The organism is Vibrio chemaguriensis (genome assembly GCF_012275705.1).
GTDB classification, from domain to species: domain Bacteria; phylum Pseudomonadota; class Gammaproteobacteria; order Enterobacterales; family Vibrionaceae; genus Vibrio; species Vibrio diabolicus.
This window is the reverse complement of sequence record NZ_SHOE01000040.1, coordinates 1-20485: the sequence shown is the minus strand read 5'-3', so window position 1 is coordinate 20485 and position 20485 is coordinate 1. Positions and strand designations below refer to the sequence as shown.

The window sequence follows — 20485 nt, the reverse complement described above, 5'->3', positions numbered from 1 at the left end:
TTATATTTTTTCTTTGATGGTGTATTTATAAGATTTTTTTTTTTTTTTTTTTTGATTGTTTTTTTTTTTTCAGATGTGTATAAGAGACAGTAAGGATATAAACTGCGACGCATATCAACGTTTATTTTTTGGTCTATCTCTAGTCAAATTTAGCCAAAATAACGTTTATAACGGAGAGTGACGATATTTTAACGTTTTTAACGAGAATCGAGTTTGATTATTTTATGGATAAGGTGTTTTCTTACTCCTGCCTAAGGCCTACAGGCCACTCTTGGCGAAACTCAATGTTGTAATGAGTAATGCATAAACAAGAGGTAGGTCTTGGAGAGTGTTTATCAATTGATGACATTCAATTCCATTTAGTGAAATGAAAGCAAATAGTAAGGAACAGCTATGCTTGCCAATATTAAAAAAACAGCACTAGCAACAGCAATTATTGCAACGGCTACTACAGGTTTTGCATCGGTAGCTACTGCGGCTGAACGCAGTGAACTGACTATCCACCCTAAAGAGTTTACAACTTTCGTTCGTAACTTTAACCCTTTCTTGGGTGCAACTAACCTGCACACAACAACCGACTTTATTTACGAGCCGCTCGTTGTTTTTAACGAAATGCACGGTAACACGCCAGTATTTCGTCTAGCAGAAAACTTTACCATGGCTGATGACCTAATGAGCGTGACCTTCGATATTCGTAAGGGCGTAAAATGGTCTGACGGCAAAGCGTTTACCGCTGATGACGTAGTTTATTCTTTCAACCTAGTTAAAGAGAAGCCAGAGCTAGACCAGTCTGGTATCAACTCTTGGGTTACTGGCGTAGAGAAAGTTAACGACTACAAAGTTAAATTCCGTCTAAGCGAAGCAAACTCAAACGTTCCTTACGAAATTGCGAAAGTACCAGTTGTACCTAAGCACGTATGGAGCAAAGTGAAAGATCCAGCAACATTCACAAACGAAAATCCAGTAGGTAGTGGTCCATTTACCGAAATCGACACTTTTACACCGCAACTATACATTCAGTGTGAAAACCCGAATTACTGGGATGCTGATAACCTAGATGTAGACTGTCTACGAGTGCCACAAATCGCGAACAACGACCAATTCTTGGGCAAAATCGTTAACGGCGAAATGGACTGGACGTCTTCATTCGTACCAGACATCGACCGCACTTACGCTGCAGCAAGTCCGAATCACCACTACTGGTACCCACCAGCGGGTACTCAAGCGTTTGTAGTGAACTTCAAAAACCCAGACGCGGCGAAAAACGAAGCACTTACTAACGTTGACTTCCGTCGTGCGTTCTCTATGGCGCTAGACCGTCAAACGATTATCGACATTGCATTCTACGGTGGCGGTACAGTAAATGACTTCGCTTCAGGTCTAGGCTACGCATTCGAAGCTTGGTCTGACGAAGAGACGCACAACAAGTACAAAGGTTACAACACATACAACGCCGAAGGTGCGAAAAAGCTTCTTGCTAAAGCAGGCTTCAAAGATGTAAACAAAGATGGCTTTGTAGATACACCATCTGGCAAGTCTTTCGAGCTTCTCATTCAATCGCCAAACGGTTGGACTGACTTTAACAACACTGTACAACTAGCTGTTGAGCAACTAGCAGAAGTAGGCATTAAAGCACGTGCTCGTACTCCAGATTTCTCGGTATACAACCAAGCAATGCTAGAAGGTACATACGACGTTGCTTACACCAACTACTTCCACGGTGCGGATCCACACTTGTACTGGGACAGCGGCTACAACTCGAAGCTACAGTCTGGTGACGGTATGCCTCGCTTTGCAATGCACTTCTACAAGAACGATAAGTTAGACGGTCTTCTTAACAGCTTCTACAAAACCGCTGATAAGCAAGAACAGCTAGAAATCGCTCATGGTATCCAGAAGATCATTGCTCAGGACCAAGTAACCATTCCTGTGCTATCTGGCGCGTACATGTATCAATACAACACAACTCGCTTCACTGGTTGGTGGAACGAAGAAAATCCTAAGGGCCGTCCAAACATTTGGGCTGGTATCCCAGAGCGTCTACTTCACGTGCTGGACCTAAAACCAGTTAAATAAGTAGAAGTTCATTTCAAGCGGCATACATCCCGTGTGCCGCCTATAAAAATCCCTTGTTAACGAAACCAATATGTGGCGCTCGTCGTCAGGGGATTTTTCGCTCTAAATTTCGCTAGGAGCGACCTGAAACCAGAAACAGGGAAAAAATCTGGGTGAGTAAGGTGTGAGTTATGGGTTATTTTTTAAGACGTTTGTCGTTCTATCTTGTCGCGCTCTTAGTTGCAGCGACGTTAAACTTTATTATTCCGCGAGCAATGCCTGGTGACCCAGTTACCATGATGTTTGCTAACGCTTCTGTACAGGTAACGCCAGAACGAATCGCAGCAATGAAAGAACTGCTCGGTTTCGTTGATGGGCCGATTTACATTCAGTACTTTTCGTACATTAAAAACATTCTAAGTTGGGAGCTAGGTACATCAATCCAGTTCTACCCTCTTTCAGTTAACTCTTTACTAGGTAGTGCATTTGGCTGGTCTCTCTTCCTAGCTGGTACTGCGGTTGTACTTTCTTTCTCAATCGCTTCTGTACTCGGTATTTTTGCCGCATGGAAGCGTGGTAGTAAATACGATGCATTCGTAACACCTGGTACATTGATCATTCAAGCTATCCCACAGATGGTTATCGCAATGTTAGCGCTGTTTACCTTTGCGATTGGCCTAAAATGGTTCCCATCTGGCTATGCTTACACGCCAGGTACTATCCCTGATTGGTCAAGCTGGGAGTTCATCAAAAACGTGGGTTACCACGCAGTACTGCCTCTATTCTGTGCAACCATCGTTCAGATCGGCGGCTTCCTCGTCAATATGCGTAACAACATGATCAACCTTCTTGCCGAAGACTACATCACGATGGCGAAAGGCAAAGGGCTGAGCGAGAACCGTGTCGTCTTCAATTACGCCGCACGTAACGCGCTACTTCCAAGTGTAACCGCGCTATCTATGTCTTTGGGTATGGCCATTGGTGGCCAATTGATCATCGAGATGATTTTCAACTACCCAGGTTTAGGCACCGTGCTACTTAACGCAATTCACGCTCGTGACTACCAAGTACTTCAAGGTCAGTTAATTATCATGACGATGTTCATGCTGTGCTTCAACTTAATGGCTGACATGCTGTACATGATTCTAGACCCTCGCCTACGTACGGGAGGCAAATAATCATGAAAGAACTATTCAAACTTATTTTAGGCAACTCATTCGCTCGAATCGGTCTTGGTATTGTTACCGTATTCGTATTCGTTGCGATCGCAGCTCCTTTACTTACGAAACATGCGCCAGACAAGCGAACCGGTAATCCACACGAATACCCAAGCTTTGTCGTAAAACAAGCGCAAAATAATCCTGATGGCTGGGTAGCTAAAAATCTAGCAGATGATCGTCGTACGCTGATTATGTCGAAAAAGGCTGATCACGTTCTGGGAACTTCACGTATGGGTCGTGATATTTGGTCACAAGTGGCTTACGGTGCTCGCGTATCGCTGGGTGTCGGCTTTGGTGCTGGCATCATCGTATGTTTCCTAGCAACGGTCATTGGTATCTCGGCAGGTTACTTCGGCGGCAAAGTGGATGACATATTGAGTGCAGCGATGAACATCATGCTGGTAATCCCTCAATACCCATTGCTCTTTGTACTGGCAGCCTTTATTGGCGAAGCAGGTCCACTCACCATTGCCTTGATTATCGCTGGTACCTCTTGGGCGTGGGGCGCACGTGTTGTCCGTTCTCAAACCATGGCTCTACGCGAGAAAGAGTTTGTGAAAGCCGCTGAAGTATTGGGCGAGTCTTCATTCCGCATCATCTTCGTTGAAATTTTACCAAACCTAATCCCGATTGTCGGTGCAAGCTTCATCGGCTCAGTAATGCTCGCTATCAATACTGAGGCTGTAATCTCGTTCTTGGGCCTAGGCGATGCCAACACCATCAGTTGGGGCATCATGCTTTACAACGTGCAAACCTCATCAGCAATGTTGATTGGCGCATGGTGGGAAGTATTAGCACCTTGTATCGCCTTAACTCTTTTGGTGACTGGTCTTGCTCTACTTAACTTTGCCGTTGATGAAATTGCTAACCCACAGCTTCGTTCTCACAAAGGCATGAAACGCTGGAAGAAACTGGCAGAGAAAGACAAGAAAGAGCGCGCGCCTGAAATGGCACCACAAAATGCACTATGGAGCGGAGATAAATAATCATGACTGCACCACTAATTTCTATCCGTAACCTATGCGTAGATTACATCACAGATGCGGGCGATGTCCGCGCCTGTAACAACGTTAGCTTTGACATTGCGCCAGGTGAAGTCTTTGGCCTGGCAGGTGAATCTGGCTGTGGTAAATCCACAGTTGCTTTCTCGCTCATGCGTCTTCATAAGCCGCCAGCATTCATCACTGGTGGTGAGGTCATCTTCAACGGTGAAGACATCATTAAGTACAGCGATGAACGTATGCAATCATTCCGCTGGAGCGAGATGTCGATGGTGTTCCAAAGTGCTATGAACGCATTAAATCCGGTGCTTACGATGGAAGAGCAGTTTTGCGATGTCATCATGCGCCACACCAACATGACACGTGAACAAGCGAAAAAGCGCGCCGAAGGATTGTTGGAAATCGTTGATATTCATCCAAGCCGCTTGAATGACTACCCACACCAATTTTCTGGTGGTATGCGCCAGCGCTTAGTCATTGCGATTGCTCTGGCTCTCAATCCAAAAATGATCATCATGGATGAGCCAACGACGGCACTCGATGTTGTGGTTCAGCGTGAAATCTTACAAAAAATCTATGCTCTGAAAGAAGAGTTCGGCTTCTCGATCCTTTTCATCACTCACGACCTGTCACTCATGGTCGAGTTCTCGGATCGAATCGGCATTATGTACTCCGGTGAGTTGATTGAAGTTGCCCCTTCTAAGCAAATTCTGGAAAGTCCTTACCACCCTTACACCAAAGGTTTGGGTAGCTCTTTCCCTCCACTAACTGGCCCTAAAACCAAATTAACTGGTATTCCAGGCAACCCTTTGAACCTATTAGAGATTCCTCAAGGCTGCCGATTCCAAGCTCGCTGCGACCGCGTCCACGAAGCTTGTACACGAGTACCAACTCAGCTGCGTCAAATTGAACCTGGTCGTTTTTCAAATTGCCACTTATACGGCGACACGATTGCTCAAGCTAAGGTTTAACAACAAAAAATAACGCTAGCTAAGAACAAAATTACACTGGAGAGAATTATGAGCAAACAACTCGGCGAACTGCTGATTGAGGGTAAACATGTCGTTAAGGACTTCCCTTTAAATAGTAACTCAATCAAGCAGTCAAAAATGCGCGCGATCAACGACGTGTCATTCAAGATGTACAAGAGCCGCGGTTTGTCAGTAGTAGGTGAATCAGGCTCTGGTAAATCTACTACCGCTAAAATGATAGCTAAAATGTACGCCCCTACCGAGGGTGTAATCGAATACAGAGGTCGTGATATCCAAGATATTACCTCTCGACATGACTTGATGACATACCGTGAAGGCGTACAAATGGTATGGCAGGACCCATTTGGCTCACTAAACCCTACACACAATATCTTTCACCATATTGCTCGCCCGTTGCTGATCCATAAAAAGATTGCACCAGGCAACAAAAAGGAACTGGAAGAGCGTGTGTATGACCTACTAGAACAAGTTGGTCTGATTCCGCCAAAAGAAACCGCGCAAAAGTTCCCGCACCAGCTATCTGGCGGTCAGCGTCAACGTGTAAACCTAGCTCGTAACATCGCTGTAGGTGCAGAAGTGGTATTGGCAGATGAGCCAACATCAATGCTGGACGTGTCAATTCGTGCTGGTGTTCTTAACTTGATGGAAGAGATGAAGTTCGAGAAACAAATGTCTCTGCTTTACATCACTCACGACATCGCAACGGCGCGTTACATTGCTGAAGATCTCGCGGTTATGTACGTAGGTCACATGGTTGAATGGGGGGATACTGAGGAAATCATTCACGATCCTCAGCACCCATATACGCAACTCTTGGTATCTGCTGTGCCTGATCCATCGAAGTCTATCCACGAGAAGCTGAAAGGCAACAAAGGGGAAATCCCACTTTGGACACCGGATTCAGTCGGCTGCCCATTTGCAGGACGCTGCGTACACGCAACCGATAAATGTCGCGAACGACTACCAGGCGTCACTCAGCTTTCTGAGAACCACTTTGTTCGCTGTTACTTATTTGAAGATTAATTATAACGAGGGTCAGGTTCAGCCTGACCCATTCCTGTTTTATCGTTTCCCGGAGACATTGAATGCTGCTACTGACTAACCACATTGGTTATGAACATCTGGGCCCAAAGAAAGCCATTGTCCAGACCGAACAACCACACTTGTCTTCTTACACTGCTCAATTGATTTGTGCCACTAGCGAGCAAACCGTGGCAACTTTTGCGGTTGAAGAACAAGGTAAAGTGGCGAACCGGCATCAGGGCTATTTCTACCTCATCGACTTTTCATCTTTCACAGATTCAGGCGACTATTTCCTGCAAGTGGAAGATACGCGCTCTTCCTCTTTCACCATTAGCGAACATATTCTGTTGGATCAAACTTTGTCGGATGTGATCCACTACTTCAAATCACAACGTTGTGGTGGGATTTTCGATCAACAAGATCGACAAGTTCCAGTGCTCAACGCCAACCAAACGGTTGATGTGCACGGTGGCTGGTATGACGCATCTGGAGACGTTAGCAAGTATTTAAGTCATCTTTCATACGCTAATTATTTGAACCCTCAACAAACCCCAATGGTAGTTTGGAACATCCTAAAAGGGCTTTCATTGCTTGAAGGAAGCGAAGACATTGCAGCTTTCACACGTACACGTCTTATTGAAGAAGCCCTGTTCGGTGCAGACTTCCTTGTTCGTATGCAAAACGAAAAAGGCTTCTTCTACATGACGGTCTTTGATAAGTGGAGCAAAGATACCGCGCAACGAGAAATTTGTGCCTACGAAACGCAACTTGGTCACAAATTTGACGACTACCAAGCAGGCTTTCGACAAGGTGGCGGTGTCGCCATCGCAGCGCTGGCCGCGGCGTCGCGTTTAAGTGTTCACGGCGAATACGATCAACAGAAATACCGCAACGCTGCTGAAAATGGTTACTGGCACTTAAAAGAGCACAATACGCAGTACCTCAATGATGGTGAAGAAAACATTATCGACGAATATTGTGCGCTACTAGCCAGTGTAGAACTGTTTACAGCCACCAAAGAAACTCGCTACTTGGAAGAGAGCCGTTTGTGGGCACAACGCTTAGTTGCTCGCCAAATGAGCGACGAACAGATTCAACACTTCTGGTCAGCAAACCAAGACGGCAGTCGTCCATACTTTCACGCTGCCGAAGCAGGTCTACCGGTTATTGCCCTATGCGAATACCTAGCAATTGAAGACGACTCCGTACAGACAGAATCGGTAAAACACATCGTTAACCGAGCGTGTGAGTTTGAGATCAAAATATCGAATAAAGTGACCAACCCATTCGGTTACCCTCGCCAGTATGTTAAAGGCGTAAATGAGTCAAAACGCGATGCATTTTTTGTCGCACACAACAATGAATCCGGCTATTGGTGGCAAGGCGAGAATGCTCGATTGGGCTCACTCGCAACCATGGCGTATCTTGCTCAACCGCATATAGCATCGCAAGAAATACAGCAACAACTTTCCGTATTTGCTCAAGATGCATTGAACTGGATTGTAGGCTTAAACCCATACGACATGTGCATGCTTGATGGCCATGGTCGTAACAACCCTGATTACCTTCCTCAACATGGTTTCTTCAACGCTAAAGGCGGTGTGTGTAACGGAATCACTGGCGGCTTTGAAGACGAGGAAGACATCGCATTTAACCCACCAGCACAAAAAGACGACATGTTACAAAACTGGCGCTGGGGCGAACAATGGATCCCGCATGGAGCTTGGTACTTACTCGCGATAATGAGTCAAGCTCAGCATATTTCTCAGTTGGCAACCTCTAAAAATATTAAGGAACAATAATCATGGGGATGTATTTTGTCGGTATCGATGGTGGCGGCACGTCATGTCGAGCCAGGATTAAAGATTCACAAGGTAATTTTCTTGGCGAGGCCAAAAGCGGCAGTGCCAACATCATGCTAGGTGCTGAAATAGCAATGGCTTCGATTCTTGAATCCATCACTTCGGCTGCCGAGCAAGGCAGCCTGACACAACAAGATTTTGCATCGATGCACGTCGGCTTAGCCCTTGCAGGTGCTGAGCACAAAGCATCTTGGCAAGCCTTCATGTCTCTTCCTCATCCGTTTGCCAGCATGACTCTTAATACTGATGCTTACGGCGCGTGCGTTGGTGCACACAATGGCGAAGATGGCGCAATCATGATCGCAGGAACAGGCTCTTGTGGCATCTATCTTAAAGGATTGGAGCAACACGTTGTCGGTGGTCGTGAGTTCCCTATTTCGGATCAAGGTGGCGGCGCAGTGATGGGGCTTCGCCTAGTTCAACAAGTGTTGTTAGCTGAAGATGGCATCAGAGAGAAAACGCCTCTGGCACAACACGTCATGGCGCATTTCGAAAATGACGTCGATAACGTGGTGGCTTGGTCTAAACAAGCGCTTCCTCGTGATTATGGCCAGTTTTCTCCTGCAATTTTCCAACATGCAGAACAAGGTGATGCACTAGCAATTGAGATGCTGAAGCAAACTGCAGCTGATATAGAAATGTTTCTCGTGGCATTAAACAAGCGCGGCGCAACGCGTATTTGTTTAATGGGCAGCATTGCTGAACGTATTTTACGTTGGCTTTCGCCACCAGTTCAGCAATGGGTTGTTGAGCCACAGTTTGACGCGATTGAAGGCGCAATTATGTTTGCAGGTAAACCTGAACATAACCTTTACTCGCTCAGTGCGGCGTAGGAGTAGATATGGAATATCGTGTTGATCTCGTCGTCCTATCAGAACAAAAGCAAAACTGCCGTTTCGGACTGACTTTCCATAACTTGAGCGATCAAGATCTCCACAATTGGAGCCTGATTTTTGCTTTTGATCGCTACATTCTGCCGGATAGTATTTCGAATGGTCAGCTCAAGCAAATTGGCAGCTACTGCACCCTCAAACCAGAAGGGTTGGTGCTGGCAGCTAACCATCACTTTTACTGCGAGTTCAGTATTGGTTCGAACCCATTCCGTTACTATTCTGATGGATTCAATGAAGCCTTGGTCAACTTTGAAGTCAACGGCAACCTTCAGCGAGCTCAAGTCGATGTGACGCCTATCGTATTGGCTTCACCTTACCGTGAACGCTGTGAGATCCCTTCCAGCTTGACGCATGCGCAGCCTTTGTTGCCAAAACCAAACCATATAGAAGTCAGCGATCACTGCTTTAGCTTTAATCATCAAGCTGGCGTTGCGGTTTATTCAAACCTAGCCAATGCAGCTAAAGAGTGGTTACTTGAAGAGCTTAAGCGCATTCATCAATTTGAGTTCGCATCAGACAATGGCAGTCAGATCATCTTCAAAGGCAACCCAACCTTGGATGAAGGCGCTTACAAGCTGAAGGTAGCAGAAGAGTCGATCAAAATTGAAGCAGGCTCTTCGTCTGGTTTTACCCATGCTTGTGCAACGTTATTGCAACTAATCAAAGTTGGCGATCAACCAGCCTCAATGGAAGTGGTTTGCTGTTCGATCAAAGACCGACCACGTTTTCGTTACCGCGGTATGATGCTAGATTGTGCTCGCCATTTTCACTCCGTTGAGCAAGTCAAACGTTTGATCAACCAGTTGGCTCACTACAAGTTCAATACATTCCATTGGCACCTTACCGATGATGAAGGTTGGCGAATTGAGATCAAATCATTGCCTCAACTAACCGATATTGGCGCATGGCGTGGGTTGGATGAAACCAATGAGCCACAGTACACGCACCTTGCTGAGCGTTACGGCGGTTTTTACACTCAAGAAGACATCAAAGACGTGGTTGCCTTTGCTTCGAAACGAGGCATCACTGTTATCCCTGAAATCGATGTACCAGGCCACTGCCGAGCTGCCATCAAGTCGTTACCACACCTATTGGTAGAAACAGAAGATACCACCGAATACCGCAGTATTCAGCATTACAACGACAACGTCATTAACCCTGCTCTTCCGGGAAGTTATGAGTTTATCGACAAAGTGTTGGAAGAAGTCTCCGCGCTGTTCCCTGCGCCTTATGTTCATATCGGTGCGGATGAAGTACCTAACGGGGTTTGGTCAAAAAGCCCTGCGTGCCAAGCCCTAATGGAGCAACAAGGTTACAGCGACTACAAAGAGTTGCAAGGTCACTTCTTGCGTCATGCCGAAGACAAACTGCGCAAACTTGGCAAGCGCATGCTGGGTTGGGAAGAAGCACAGCATGGCGACAAAGTCAGCAAAGACACAGTGATCTATTCGTGGTTAAGCGAAGAAGCGGCGTTGAACTGCGCGCGCCAAGGTTTCGATGTGGTGCTACAACCAGCACAAACCACCTACCTAGATATGACACAAGACTACGCACCAGAAGAACCGGGCGTGGATTGGGCTAACCCGTTGCCGCTAGAAAAAGCTTACAACTATGAACCACTCGCTGAAGTGCCAGCCGACGATCCAATACGTAAACGCATTTGGGGCATTCAAACAGCATTGTGGTGCGAAATCATTAACAACCAGTCTCGTATGGACTACATGGTCTTCCCGCGCTTAACCGCAATGGCAGAAGCATGCTGGACAGACAAACAACACCGAGATTGGACCGACTATTTATCACGTTTGAAAGGCCATCTACCTCTGCTTGATTTGCAGGGAGTGAATTACCGTAAACCGTGGAAGTAATACAAAACTGATGTCGAAACATCACGCTTGAAGAGTTTTTAAATTTTGGCTGCAGATGCAGCTTAGTAAAAAGGAAAGACACAAATGAAATACGGCTATTTCGATAACGAGAATCGCGAATACGTCATTACTCGCCCTGATGTACCTGCTCCTTGGACCAACTACCTAGGTACAGAAAAATTCTGTACCGTTATCTCGCACAACGCGGGTGGCTACTCGTTCTACAACTCTCCAGAATACAACCGTGTTACTAAATTCCGTCCAAATGCGACATTCGATCGCCCAGGACACTACGTTTACCTACGTGATGATGAGACTGGTGATTACTGGTCAATCTCTTGGCAACCAGTTGCCAAAAGCCTAGACGAAGCGAACTACGAAGTTCGTCATGGTTTGTCTTACTCTAAGTTCAAATGTGAATACAGCGGTATTAGCGCAACCAAAACGCTCTTTGTACCAAAAGGCGAAGACGCAGAAATTTGGGATGTGGTCATCAAGAACACCTCTGACAAACCGCGTACGATCAGCGCATTCTCATTTGTTGAGTTCTCATTCAGCCACATTCAATCTGATAACCAAAACCACCAGATGTCTCTCTACTCTGCTGGTACGTCATACAACGAAGGCGTGATTGAATACGACCTGTACTACAACACTAACGATTTCGAAGGCTTCTACTACCTAGCATCAACTTTTGATCCAGATTCATACGACGGTCAACGTGATAGCTTCCTAGGTCTATACCGCGACGAAGCAAACCCACTAGCAGTAGAACAAGGTAAGTGTTTTAACACCGCACAAACGTGTTACAACCACTGTGGCTCTCTGCACAAACAATTTACTATCCAACCAGGTGAAGAAGTTCGCTTTGCTTACATTCTGGGTATCGGTAAAGGTAACGGTGAACGTCTGCGTGCTAAGTACCAAGACCTTGCAGAAGTCGACAATGCATTTGCTGGCATCAAAGCACACTGGGATGAGCGTTGTGGCAAGTTCCAAGTGAAATCGCCAAACGAAGGCCTAGACACCATGATCAATGCTTGGACGCTATACCAAGCAGAAACATGTGTGGTTTGGTCTCGCTTTGCTTCGTTCATCGAAGTGGGTGGTCGTACTGGTCTTGGTTACCGCGATACGGCGCAAGACGCAATTTCCGTTCCTCACGCGAACCCGAAAATGACTCGTAAGCGCATCGTTGATCTACTGCGTGGTCAAGTAAAAGCGGGTTACGGCCTACACCTATTCGATCCTGATTGGTTCGATCCTGAAAAAGCAGATGTTAAACCATCTAAGTCTCCAACGGTTGTTCCTACTCCGTCCGATGAAGATAAGATCCACGGTATTGAAGACACTTGCTCTGATGATCACCTATGGCTAGTACCAACCATCTGTAAATACGTGATGGAAACCGGTGAGCACAGCTTCTTCGACGAAGTGATTCCTTACGCGGATGGCGGTGATGCAACCGTGTATGACCACATGAAAGCTGCGCTAGACTTCTCAGCTGAATACGTGGGTCAAACGGGCATCTGTAAAGGTCTACGTGCCGACTGGAACGACTGTCTAAACCTAGGTGGCGGCGAGTCTTCAATGGTGTCTTTCCTACACTTTTGGGCGCTACAAGAGTTCATTGACCTTGCAAAATACCTAGGCAAAGAAGCTGACGTTGAGAAATACACCGAGATGGCAGCAAACGTGCGTGAAGCGTGTGAAACACACCTTTGGGACGAAGAAGGCGGCTGGTATATCCGTGGTCTAACGAAAAACGGCGACAAGATTGGCACAGCGCAACAAAAAGAAGGTCGTGTACACCTTGAGTCAAACACGCTTGCGGTGCTGTCTGGTGCGGTATCTCAAGAGCGCGGTGAAAAGGCAATGGACGCAGTCGACGAGAATCTATTCTCTGAATACGGCCTACATCTGAACTCACCATCATTCGCAACACCAAATGATGATATCGGCTTTGTAACGCGCGTTTACCAAGGCGTAAAAGAAAACGGTGCGATCTTCTCACATCCAAACCCATGGGCTTGGGTTGCTGAAGCAAAATTGGGGCGCGGTGACCGTGCGATGAAGTTCTACGATGCACTCAACCCATACAACCAAAACGACATCATCGAAAAACGTATCGCAGAACCGTACTCCTACGTGCAGTTCATTATGGGTCGAGACCACCAAGATCACGGTCGTGCAAACCACCCATGGCTAACTGGCACATCTGGTTGGGCTTACTTCGCAGTGACCAACTTTATCCTTGGTGTGCGCACAGGTTTTGATGGTCTCACTATCGATCCATGTATTCCAACTAACTGGCCTGGATTTGAAGTCACTCGTCAGTGGCTAGGCGCGACTTACAACATCAAAGTTGTTAACCCTGATTCAGTCAGCAAAGGCGTGAAATCTATCACTCTGAACGGCGAAGCTATCACTGGCGCATCAGTACCAGTTCAAGCGGAAGGCTCCGTGAACGAAGTGATCGTAATACTAGGTTAATCGCTTAAAAATGCCCCAATGCACTTTTGCTCTTTAGCTTGTGCATTGGGTTCGCTAGCAAAATTTTAAGGCGCGGTGTATTGCCGCCCTTATTGAGGTTCGAATCATGATCAAATTTGGTACAGGCGGTTGGCGCGCATTCATCGGTGAAGAATTTACTAAAGATAATGTTCGTTTGGTTGCTCAGGCAGTAGCAAACATCACTAACAGAGAATCAGTGGCAGATCGTGGCTTTGTCATTGGCTATGACCGACGTTTTCTATCTGATAAAGCTGGCCGTTGGTTTGCCGAAGTTTTAGCGGCAAATGGCATTGTAGTTAGCTTTATCGATAAGTTTGTTCCAACGCCAATCGTGATGTTCAAAGCAAAAGAGATGGGCTGTGCATACTCAGCGTGCATCACCGCATCGCATAACCCTGCCGATTACAATGGCATCAAAGTCTTCATTGAAGGTGGTCGTGATGCAGATGAAATCATTACCGAGAAAATTGAAACTCAAATTTCTACACTTACCGCACAAGATGTGAAAAGTGTCGATTTTGATCAAGCGGTTGAAGACAAGTTGATTGAAATCATCAACCCAATGAACGAGTTTGTTGATTCAATCATCGACTTTATCGACATTGAAGCAATCAAAAAAGCCAACCTTCGTGTGCTGATTGACCCGATGTTTGGCGTCGCGAAAAACGCACTGCAAACCGTCCTAATCAACGGCCGCTGTGAAGTAGACGTGATCAACGACGGAAAAAACCCAGACTTCGGCGGTTTAATGCCTTCTCCAAGTGCTGCGACCCTGTACCGCTTGATGCACCTTGTCGAGCAAGAAGGCTACGACATCGGTATTGGTACTGACGGCGATGCAGACCGTCTTGGTATCATCGATGAGAAAGGCAACTTCATTCATCCAAATGAAGTGCTGATTCTTCTGTATTACTACCTATTGAAATACAAAGGTTGGAAAGGCTCAGTCGTACGTAACATAGCGACTACACACCTACTAGACAAAATCGCCGAAGATCACGGTGAGAAATGTTTTGAGGTTCCAGTTGGCTTCAAACACATCAGCTCGCAAATGGAAGCAGATGACTCACTGATTGGTGGAGAAAGCTCTGGTGGTTTAACTATTCGCGGTCATATCAAAGGTAAAGATGGTGTGTTCGCATCAAGCTTACTGGTTGAAATGATCTCGGTGACGGGCAAAAAGTTGTCTGAACTACTGGATGAAATCTATGGCAAGTACGGCTACGCGTACATGGCAGAAGGCGATTGCAAATTCAAACCAGCGCAAAAAGAGGTACTGTTCAACAAAATTTATGTTGAAAAGCTGTTGCCTGAGTTTGAATTTGAAATCGAAAAAGTCAGCTATGAAGATGGTGCGAAAGTCTACTTCAAGAACGGCGGTTGGATCATCGCCCGCTTCTCTGGTACTGAGCCGTTACTACGTATTTTTGCAGAAATGCAAGATAAGGACACTGCGGAACGTGTTCTTCAACAGTTTAAAGACTTCTTATCTTTATAACTGACCTTGTGCCCGCTTCGAGCACTTCGGCTAAGCTTGTCATGTAATTCAAGCTGTCGCTAAGGGGAAGAATACTTGCCCGGCATCACTGCCGGGCTTTTTTATTGTGTGTAGGAAGGCATAAGAGAATAGTAAAGGTACCCAGTAACGTTATGCGAATGCCAGCACGCCCTGCGTTTCAATTTTCACAGCAACAGACTCACCAATATTTAATGCCTGCGATGCTGTAGCCAACAAACGGTCGCCATTCGCATCAATCACGTAACGGCAATGGTCGCCCATAAAGTGCTGCTCCAGCACCGTTACTGAGCTCTCTTCATCGGATTGAATTTGCACATGTTGCGGCCTTAGCAACAAAGAGCATTCAGACTGCACTGGGATCTCTTGTTGGGCTGTGGCTTCAACCACACCCAAGTGGGTTTCATATTCTGAATCCGAAACTCGTTTAGCGGCCAGGTAGCTACCACCACCTAAGAAATCCGCAACAAACTTACTTGAAGGCTGATAGTAAAGCTCAGATGCCGTGCCATACTGCTCGATAACACCATTGTTCATCACTGCCATTTTATCAGCGAAGGCAAAAGCCTCTTCACGGCTATGCGTAACAAAAATGGCAGTCACGCCTTGCGCCTTAAAAATCTTACGGATCTCGCTTATCAGCTCATGGCGAACTTGCGTATCAATATTAGAGAACGGCTCATCCAGCAGCAATAAGTCTGGGCTGTAAGCTAATGAGCGAGCAATCGCAACACGCTGCTGCTGTCCACCAGACAACTGATGTGGATAACGATCGCCATAGCCTTGCAAATGCACGAGCTCGAGCATCTCTTGAACTTTGCCATTTTTCTCTTTTGTCGAGTAATGCTTTAAGCCAAAGGCAATATTTTGCTCCACCGTCAGGTGAGGAAAAAGCGCATAATCTTGGAAAATCATCCCGATATTACGCTGTTCTGGTGGCAACCAGTTCTCCCCATCATCAATCGTGACGCAATTTAAGCTCATTTCGCCTGACGTTAATGGCAATAGCCCTGCAACGGCTTTTAATAGTGTTGTTTTTCCGCAACCACTTGCACCTAGTAAACAGACAATTTGCCCTTGTTCCACCTCAAGAGATAATGATTCGAGTACGGTTTGATCATCATATTGGCAAGTTAGGTTTTTAATTGATAATGCGCAGCTCATCAGTGATTTTGCTCCAGTGAACGGTTAACAACAACAAGCGGGATCAACCCAACAAGAACCAACAAAACCGCAGGCAAAGCGGCCAATTCCAAATGCTCATCCGAGGCGAAGTTATAAACGTATGTGGCTAGTGTTTCAAAGTTAAACGGACGAAGTAATAGGGCCGCATTGAGCTCTTTCATCGACTCGATAAACACTAACAGAGCCGCAATCAGTGCACCACGTTTAACCAGCGGAAAGTGCACACGCCACAGCATGGCATTAGGCTTACAACCCATGGTGCGAGACGCCATATCTAACGAAGGCGAAATTTTATTTAAGTTACTTTCGATACTACCAATCGCCACCGCTGAAAAGCGCACAACCATGGCAAAAACCAGGGCGAACATGGAGCCAGAAAAAATAAGTCCCGGTCTGCCCCACTCCATGGCTTTAGCAAGGTCGTTGACGCGGTGATCCATAAACAGTACTGCGACCATCACACCAATCGCTAATACGGTTCCTGGCACTGCATACCCCATCGAAGAAAGACGCATAAATGCCAAGCTTTCGCGCTTGCCATTGACGCGATGGGTAAAGTTAACGATCAGTGCGACAGCAACACCTATAATGGCGGCAATAACCGACACGACCAAACTATTCCATGCGTATTCACGAAACTCGGGGGTCCAACTCTGCGCAAAGTAAGTTATCGCATAATCAATCAGCTGTAGTAATGGCAAAATAAACGCGACCGAAACCAAGCCCCAACACCAAACCAGCGCGGTCCACTTTTTCCAGCCCGTCAACTCATAACGAAAATCTTCGTGACTGTTAAATTGGCTTTGAAAAAGCTTTTGTTTACGACGACTGTAGCGTTCGGCACTGAGAAGCAGTACTACAATGACGAGCATCATGGCAGAAATCTTGGCTGCTGCATTAAGATTAGAGTATCCCAACCAAGTATCGTAGACCGCTGTGGTTAACGTATTCACAGCGAAGTAACTTACAGTACCAAAGTCACCGATAGTCTCCATTGCGACCAGCGACAAACCCACAGCGATAGAAGGTCGCACTAATGGCATCGAGATGCGCCAAAAGCTTTCCCATGGAGAGCATTTGAGCAAACGCGCGCTTTGCAACAAAGAGACATTTTGCTCCATAAATGCAGCTCGACACAGCAAATACACATAAGGGTACAGCACTAAAGCCAACACAAAGGTCGCGCCAGGCAAGGTGCGAATATCAGGGAACCAATACTCGCCAGGTCCCCATCCGGTTACATCACGCAAAAAGATCTGAATCGGTCCTGCAAAATCAAACCAATCAGTAAAAATATAACCAATGATATAACCTGGCATCGCAAGAGGTAGCACCAATGCCCACTGCAACCATTTTTCGGTCGGCAGTTTACACATGGCCATTATCCAAGCGCTTGGTATACCAAGAATTAAGGACAACACCATTACGCCAATAGTGAGCGCAACCGTGTTAAAAATATAAGTCGGCATGACTGTCGCCATTAAATGGGCAAACAAATCATCCGTTTCACCAATTGCGGTGTAGAAGATCGCTAAGATCGGCAAAACCAGTAACAGAGTTATTACCCCACTACTGGTTTTCCATAAAGAGTGTTTATCTTTCATCGCCTAATTACTGCAAGGCTGTATGAAATACAAATGCTGTTGCAAATACATCTCATATCCTTTAATCAAATGGGGGTACTGTTATACCCCCACAAGGAATTAAAGGTCAAATTTCACTTCGTCTAATAGCTTAATTGCCGCTTCGTGGTTGGCTGCAATATCGTCTAGAGAAAGCTTGTCTGCTTTAAAGTCCCCCCAAGATTCCACAAGTTCAGAACGCTTCACGCCTTCTTTAACAGGGTACTCGTAGTTAACTTCTGCGTACATCTGCTGCGCTTTGTCACCCGTTAGGAATTCCATTAGCTTCACAGCATTGTCTTTGTTTGGAGAGTACTTCGCCATCGCCATACCAGAGATGTTTACGTGAGTACCTGTAGTCTCTTGGTTAGGGAAGTTGATGTAAACTGCATCTGCCCAAGCTTTTTGCTCTTTGTCATTAACCATTTTACCTAGGTAGTAGCTGTTACCTAGAGAAACATCACATAGACCTTCTTTGATCGCTTTAACTTGTGCACGATCGTTGCCTTGTGGTTTGCGAGCAAGGTTTGCTTTCACGCCTTCCAACCACTCTTTGGTTTCTGCTTCGCCATTGTGAGCAATCATTGCTGAAACTAGAGAAACGTTGTACGGGTGCTTACCGCTACGAGTACAAATTTTACCTTTGAACTCTGGCTTAGCTAGATCTGCATAGTTGAAATCTGCGCCTAGTTTACCTACGCGATCACGTGAAGAGTAAACACTACGTGAGCGTAGAGTTAGGGCAAACCACTCATTCTCTTTATCTTGGTATTGAGCTGGTACGTTTTCTTCAATGATTTTGCTATCTACTTTCTGAACTAAACCTTTGTTTGTCAGTTCAGCTAGACGACTGATGTCTGTCGTAAGGATAACGTCAGCTGGGCTGTACTCGCCTTCTTGAGCTAGCTTTTCTGCTAAGCCTTTTTTAGCAAATTTTACGTTTACTTTGATGCCAGTTTCTTTAGTGAACTCGTTGAACATAGGTTCAACTAGGAAAGGTTGACGGTAAGAGTAGACGTTCACTTCTTCAGCAGCCATTGCTGTTGGAGCTAAGGTTGCGCAAGTTAATGCTGAAAGAGTTAGCAGTTTTTTCATTGTTTAATCCTTTACCATGCTAATGATAACGTTTATCAGTTGCGTTATTATATGTATGTTCAATAAGAAGACAATGACAAATATTAAAAAACCTGCTCATCGGAGCAGGTTTTTATATGTTGAGAGTGTAACTATTTATTACAGGCTATTGATTACTTCACAGTGACAAATTCTGGGTACGCACCGACACCACAATCATGCATGTCCATACCTTCCATTTCTTCATCTTCCGTGACGCGAATTCCAACGGTTGCTTTCAAGATAGCCCACACAACTAGGCTGGCACCAAATACCCAAGCAAAGATAACGACAGCACCTAAAAGCTGTGCACCGAATGTAGCATCGCCGTTACTTAGTGGCACAACCATCAAACCAAAGAAGCCACAAACACCGTGTACTGAAATCGCACCGACTGGGTCATCAATTTTTAGTTTATCTAGGCCAATGATGCTGAATACGACTAGCGCGCCAGATACTGCACCGATAGCAACTGCATATAATGGCGATGGTGATAGAGGATCTGCGGTGATAGCAACCAAGCCAGCTAGCGCACCATTGAGAATCATCGTTAAGTCCGCTTTGCCCCAAGTTGTTTTACATACAAATAGCGCCGCAATAGCACCTGCAGCAGCAGCTGCGTTGGTGTTTAGGAAGATCTGACCTACCGCTGTTGCGTTCTCAAAGTCTGAAACCATCAACTGAGAACCACCGTTAAACCCAAACCAACCAAACCAAAGGATGAAAGTACCTAGTGTTGCCAAAGGCATGTTTGAACCTGGAATCGGGTAGATTTCACCGTTTTTGCCATATTTACCTTTGCGAGCACCAAGAAGCAATACACCAGCAAGAGCTGCAGAAGCACCAGCCATATGTACGATACCTGAACCTGCAAAGTCGCTAAATCCAGCTTCTGCTAGGAAGCCACCGCCCCATGTCCAATAACCTTCCATTGGGTAGATAAATGCGGTCAAAATTGCAGAGAAAACCAAGAAAGACCAAAGCTTCATACGTTCAGCCACCGCACCAGAAACGACGGACATTGCCGTTGCAACGAAGACGACTTGGAAGAAGAAGTCAGATTCTAGAGAGTGATCAGCCCCTTCTCCTTGGGTACCAATCAACGCACCAAATGAAGGTAACCAGCCTCCTTCTCCGTTGTCGACATACATGATGTTGTAACCAACGATCAGAAACATCGTACATGCAATTGCGTACAAACAGATGTTCTTCGTAAGAATTTCTGTTGTGTTCTTAGAGCGCACAAGACCAGCCTCTAGCATCGCAAAACCAGCTGCCATCCACATTACCAACGCACCGGAAATGAGGAAGAAAAAGGTGTCAAGTGCGTAACGTAACTCGGTTACTGTTGTTGTTAATTCCATAATAAGTTTCTCCAATCCCTTGAATTCTTAAAGTGCTTCTGCGTCCATTTCGCCCGTTCGGATACGCACCGCTTGGTTCAGGTCGTAGACAAAAATTTTACCGTCACCAATCTTTCCTGTTTGCGCAGCTTTTGTAATCGCTTCAACCACTCGCTCAACATTATCCGCGTGAGTAGCGATTTCAATTTTCACTTTTGGTAGGAAATCGACCTGATACTCAGCGCCGCGATACAGTTCCTGTCTCTTATACACATCTC

The 20485-nt window shown here is 45.9% G+C and carries 15 protein-coding genes; 10 read left to right on the top strand and 5 right to left on the bottom strand.

Going from position 1 to position 20485, the window contains the following annotated elements:
* Positions 1-393: 393 nt before the first annotated feature.
* The 10 genes from EX191_RS21970 (at position 394) to EX191_RS21925 (ending at position 14926) form a co-directional block, all read left to right on the top strand.
* A complete protein-coding gene (locus EX191_RS21970) occupies positions 394-2076 on the top strand; it encodes an ABC transporter substrate-binding protein (RefSeq protein ID WP_005394703.1) in 1683 nt (560 codons plus the stop codon).
* A gap of 170 nt (positions 2077-2246) precedes the next feature.
* On the top strand, positions 2247-3233 hold the full coding sequence (locus EX191_RS21965) for an ABC transporter permease (RefSeq protein WP_005394705.1): 987 nt from the start codon (positions 2247-2249) through the stop codon (positions 3231-3233).
* A 2-nt stretch (positions 3234-3235) separates the two neighbouring features.
* A complete protein-coding gene (locus tag EX191_RS21960) occupies positions 3236-4261 on the top strand; it encodes an ABC transporter permease (RefSeq protein WP_005394707.1) in 1026 nt (341 codons plus the stop codon).
* Between the two features lie 2 nt (positions 4262-4263).
* Positions 4264-5247 (top strand): ABC transporter ATP-binding protein, encoded by a 984-nt coding sequence (locus tag EX191_RS21955; RefSeq protein ID WP_005394709.1) that lies wholly within the window; start codon positions 4264-4266, stop codon positions 5245-5247.
* 48 nt (positions 5248-5295) lie between these two features.
* Entirely contained in the window at positions 5296-6291 is a 996-nt protein-coding gene (locus tag EX191_RS21950) for an ABC transporter ATP-binding protein (RefSeq protein ID WP_005394711.1), read from the top strand.
* A gap of 62 nt (positions 6292-6353) precedes the next feature.
* Positions 6354-8093: a glycoside hydrolase family 9 protein gene (locus EX191_RS21945; RefSeq protein ID WP_193448483.1), complete on the top strand. Its 1740-nt coding sequence runs from the start codon at positions 6354-6356 to the stop codon at positions 8091-8093.
* Between the two features lie 2 nt (positions 8094-8095).
* On the top strand, positions 8096-8986 hold the full coding sequence (locus EX191_RS21940; protein ID WP_193448482.1) for a glucosamine kinase nucleotide-binding domain-containing protein: 891 nt from the start codon (positions 8096-8098) through the stop codon (positions 8984-8986).
* A gap of 8 nt (positions 8987-8994) precedes the next feature.
* Entirely contained in the window at positions 8995-10914 is a 1920-nt protein-coding gene (locus tag EX191_RS21935) for a beta-N-acetylhexosaminidase (RefSeq protein WP_193448481.1), read from the top strand.
* An 84-nt stretch (positions 10915-10998) separates the two neighbouring features.
* Entirely contained in the window at positions 10999-13407 is a 2409-nt protein-coding gene (locus EX191_RS21930) for a glycoside hydrolase family 94 protein (protein WP_069503009.1), read from the top strand.
* Positions 13408-13513: 106 nt separating this feature from the next.
* Positions 13514-14926: a phosphoglucomutase/phosphomannomutase family protein gene (locus EX191_RS21925; RefSeq protein ID WP_193448480.1), complete on the top strand. Its 1413-nt coding sequence runs from the start codon at positions 13514-13516 to the stop codon at positions 14924-14926.
* A gap of 150 nt (positions 14927-15076) precedes the next feature.
* Here the strand turns inward: EX191_RS21925 and EX191_RS21920 are convergent, their stop codons facing one another.
* From EX191_RS21920 to EX191_RS21900, 5 genes are all read right to left on the bottom strand, one after another.
* Positions 15077-16108 (bottom strand): ABC transporter ATP-binding protein, encoded by a 1032-nt coding sequence (locus EX191_RS21920; protein ID WP_005396732.1) that lies wholly within the window; start codon positions 16106-16108, stop codon positions 15077-15079.
* Complete coding sequence (locus tag EX191_RS21915) at positions 16108-17733, bottom strand: ABC transporter permease (protein WP_005396731.1); 1626 nt, start codon at positions 17731-17733, stop codon at positions 16108-16110. The genes EX191_RS21920 and EX191_RS21915 overlap by 1 nt, the downstream gene beginning before the upstream one ends.
* A 99-nt stretch (positions 17734-17832) precedes the next feature.
* A complete protein-coding gene (locus EX191_RS21910; RefSeq protein WP_005386566.1) occupies positions 17833-18846 on the bottom strand; it encodes a Fe(3+) ABC transporter substrate-binding protein in 1014 nt (337 codons plus the stop codon).
* Positions 18847-18998: 152 nt separating this feature from the next.
* Entirely contained in the window at positions 18999-20228 is a 1230-nt protein-coding gene (locus EX191_RS21905; RefSeq protein WP_046875065.1) for an ammonium transporter, read from the bottom strand.
* 27 nt (positions 20229-20255) lie between these two features.
* Positions 20256-20485: P-II family nitrogen regulator (locus EX191_RS21900; protein WP_193448479.1), on the bottom strand; the 230-nt coding region annotated here is incomplete at its 5' end.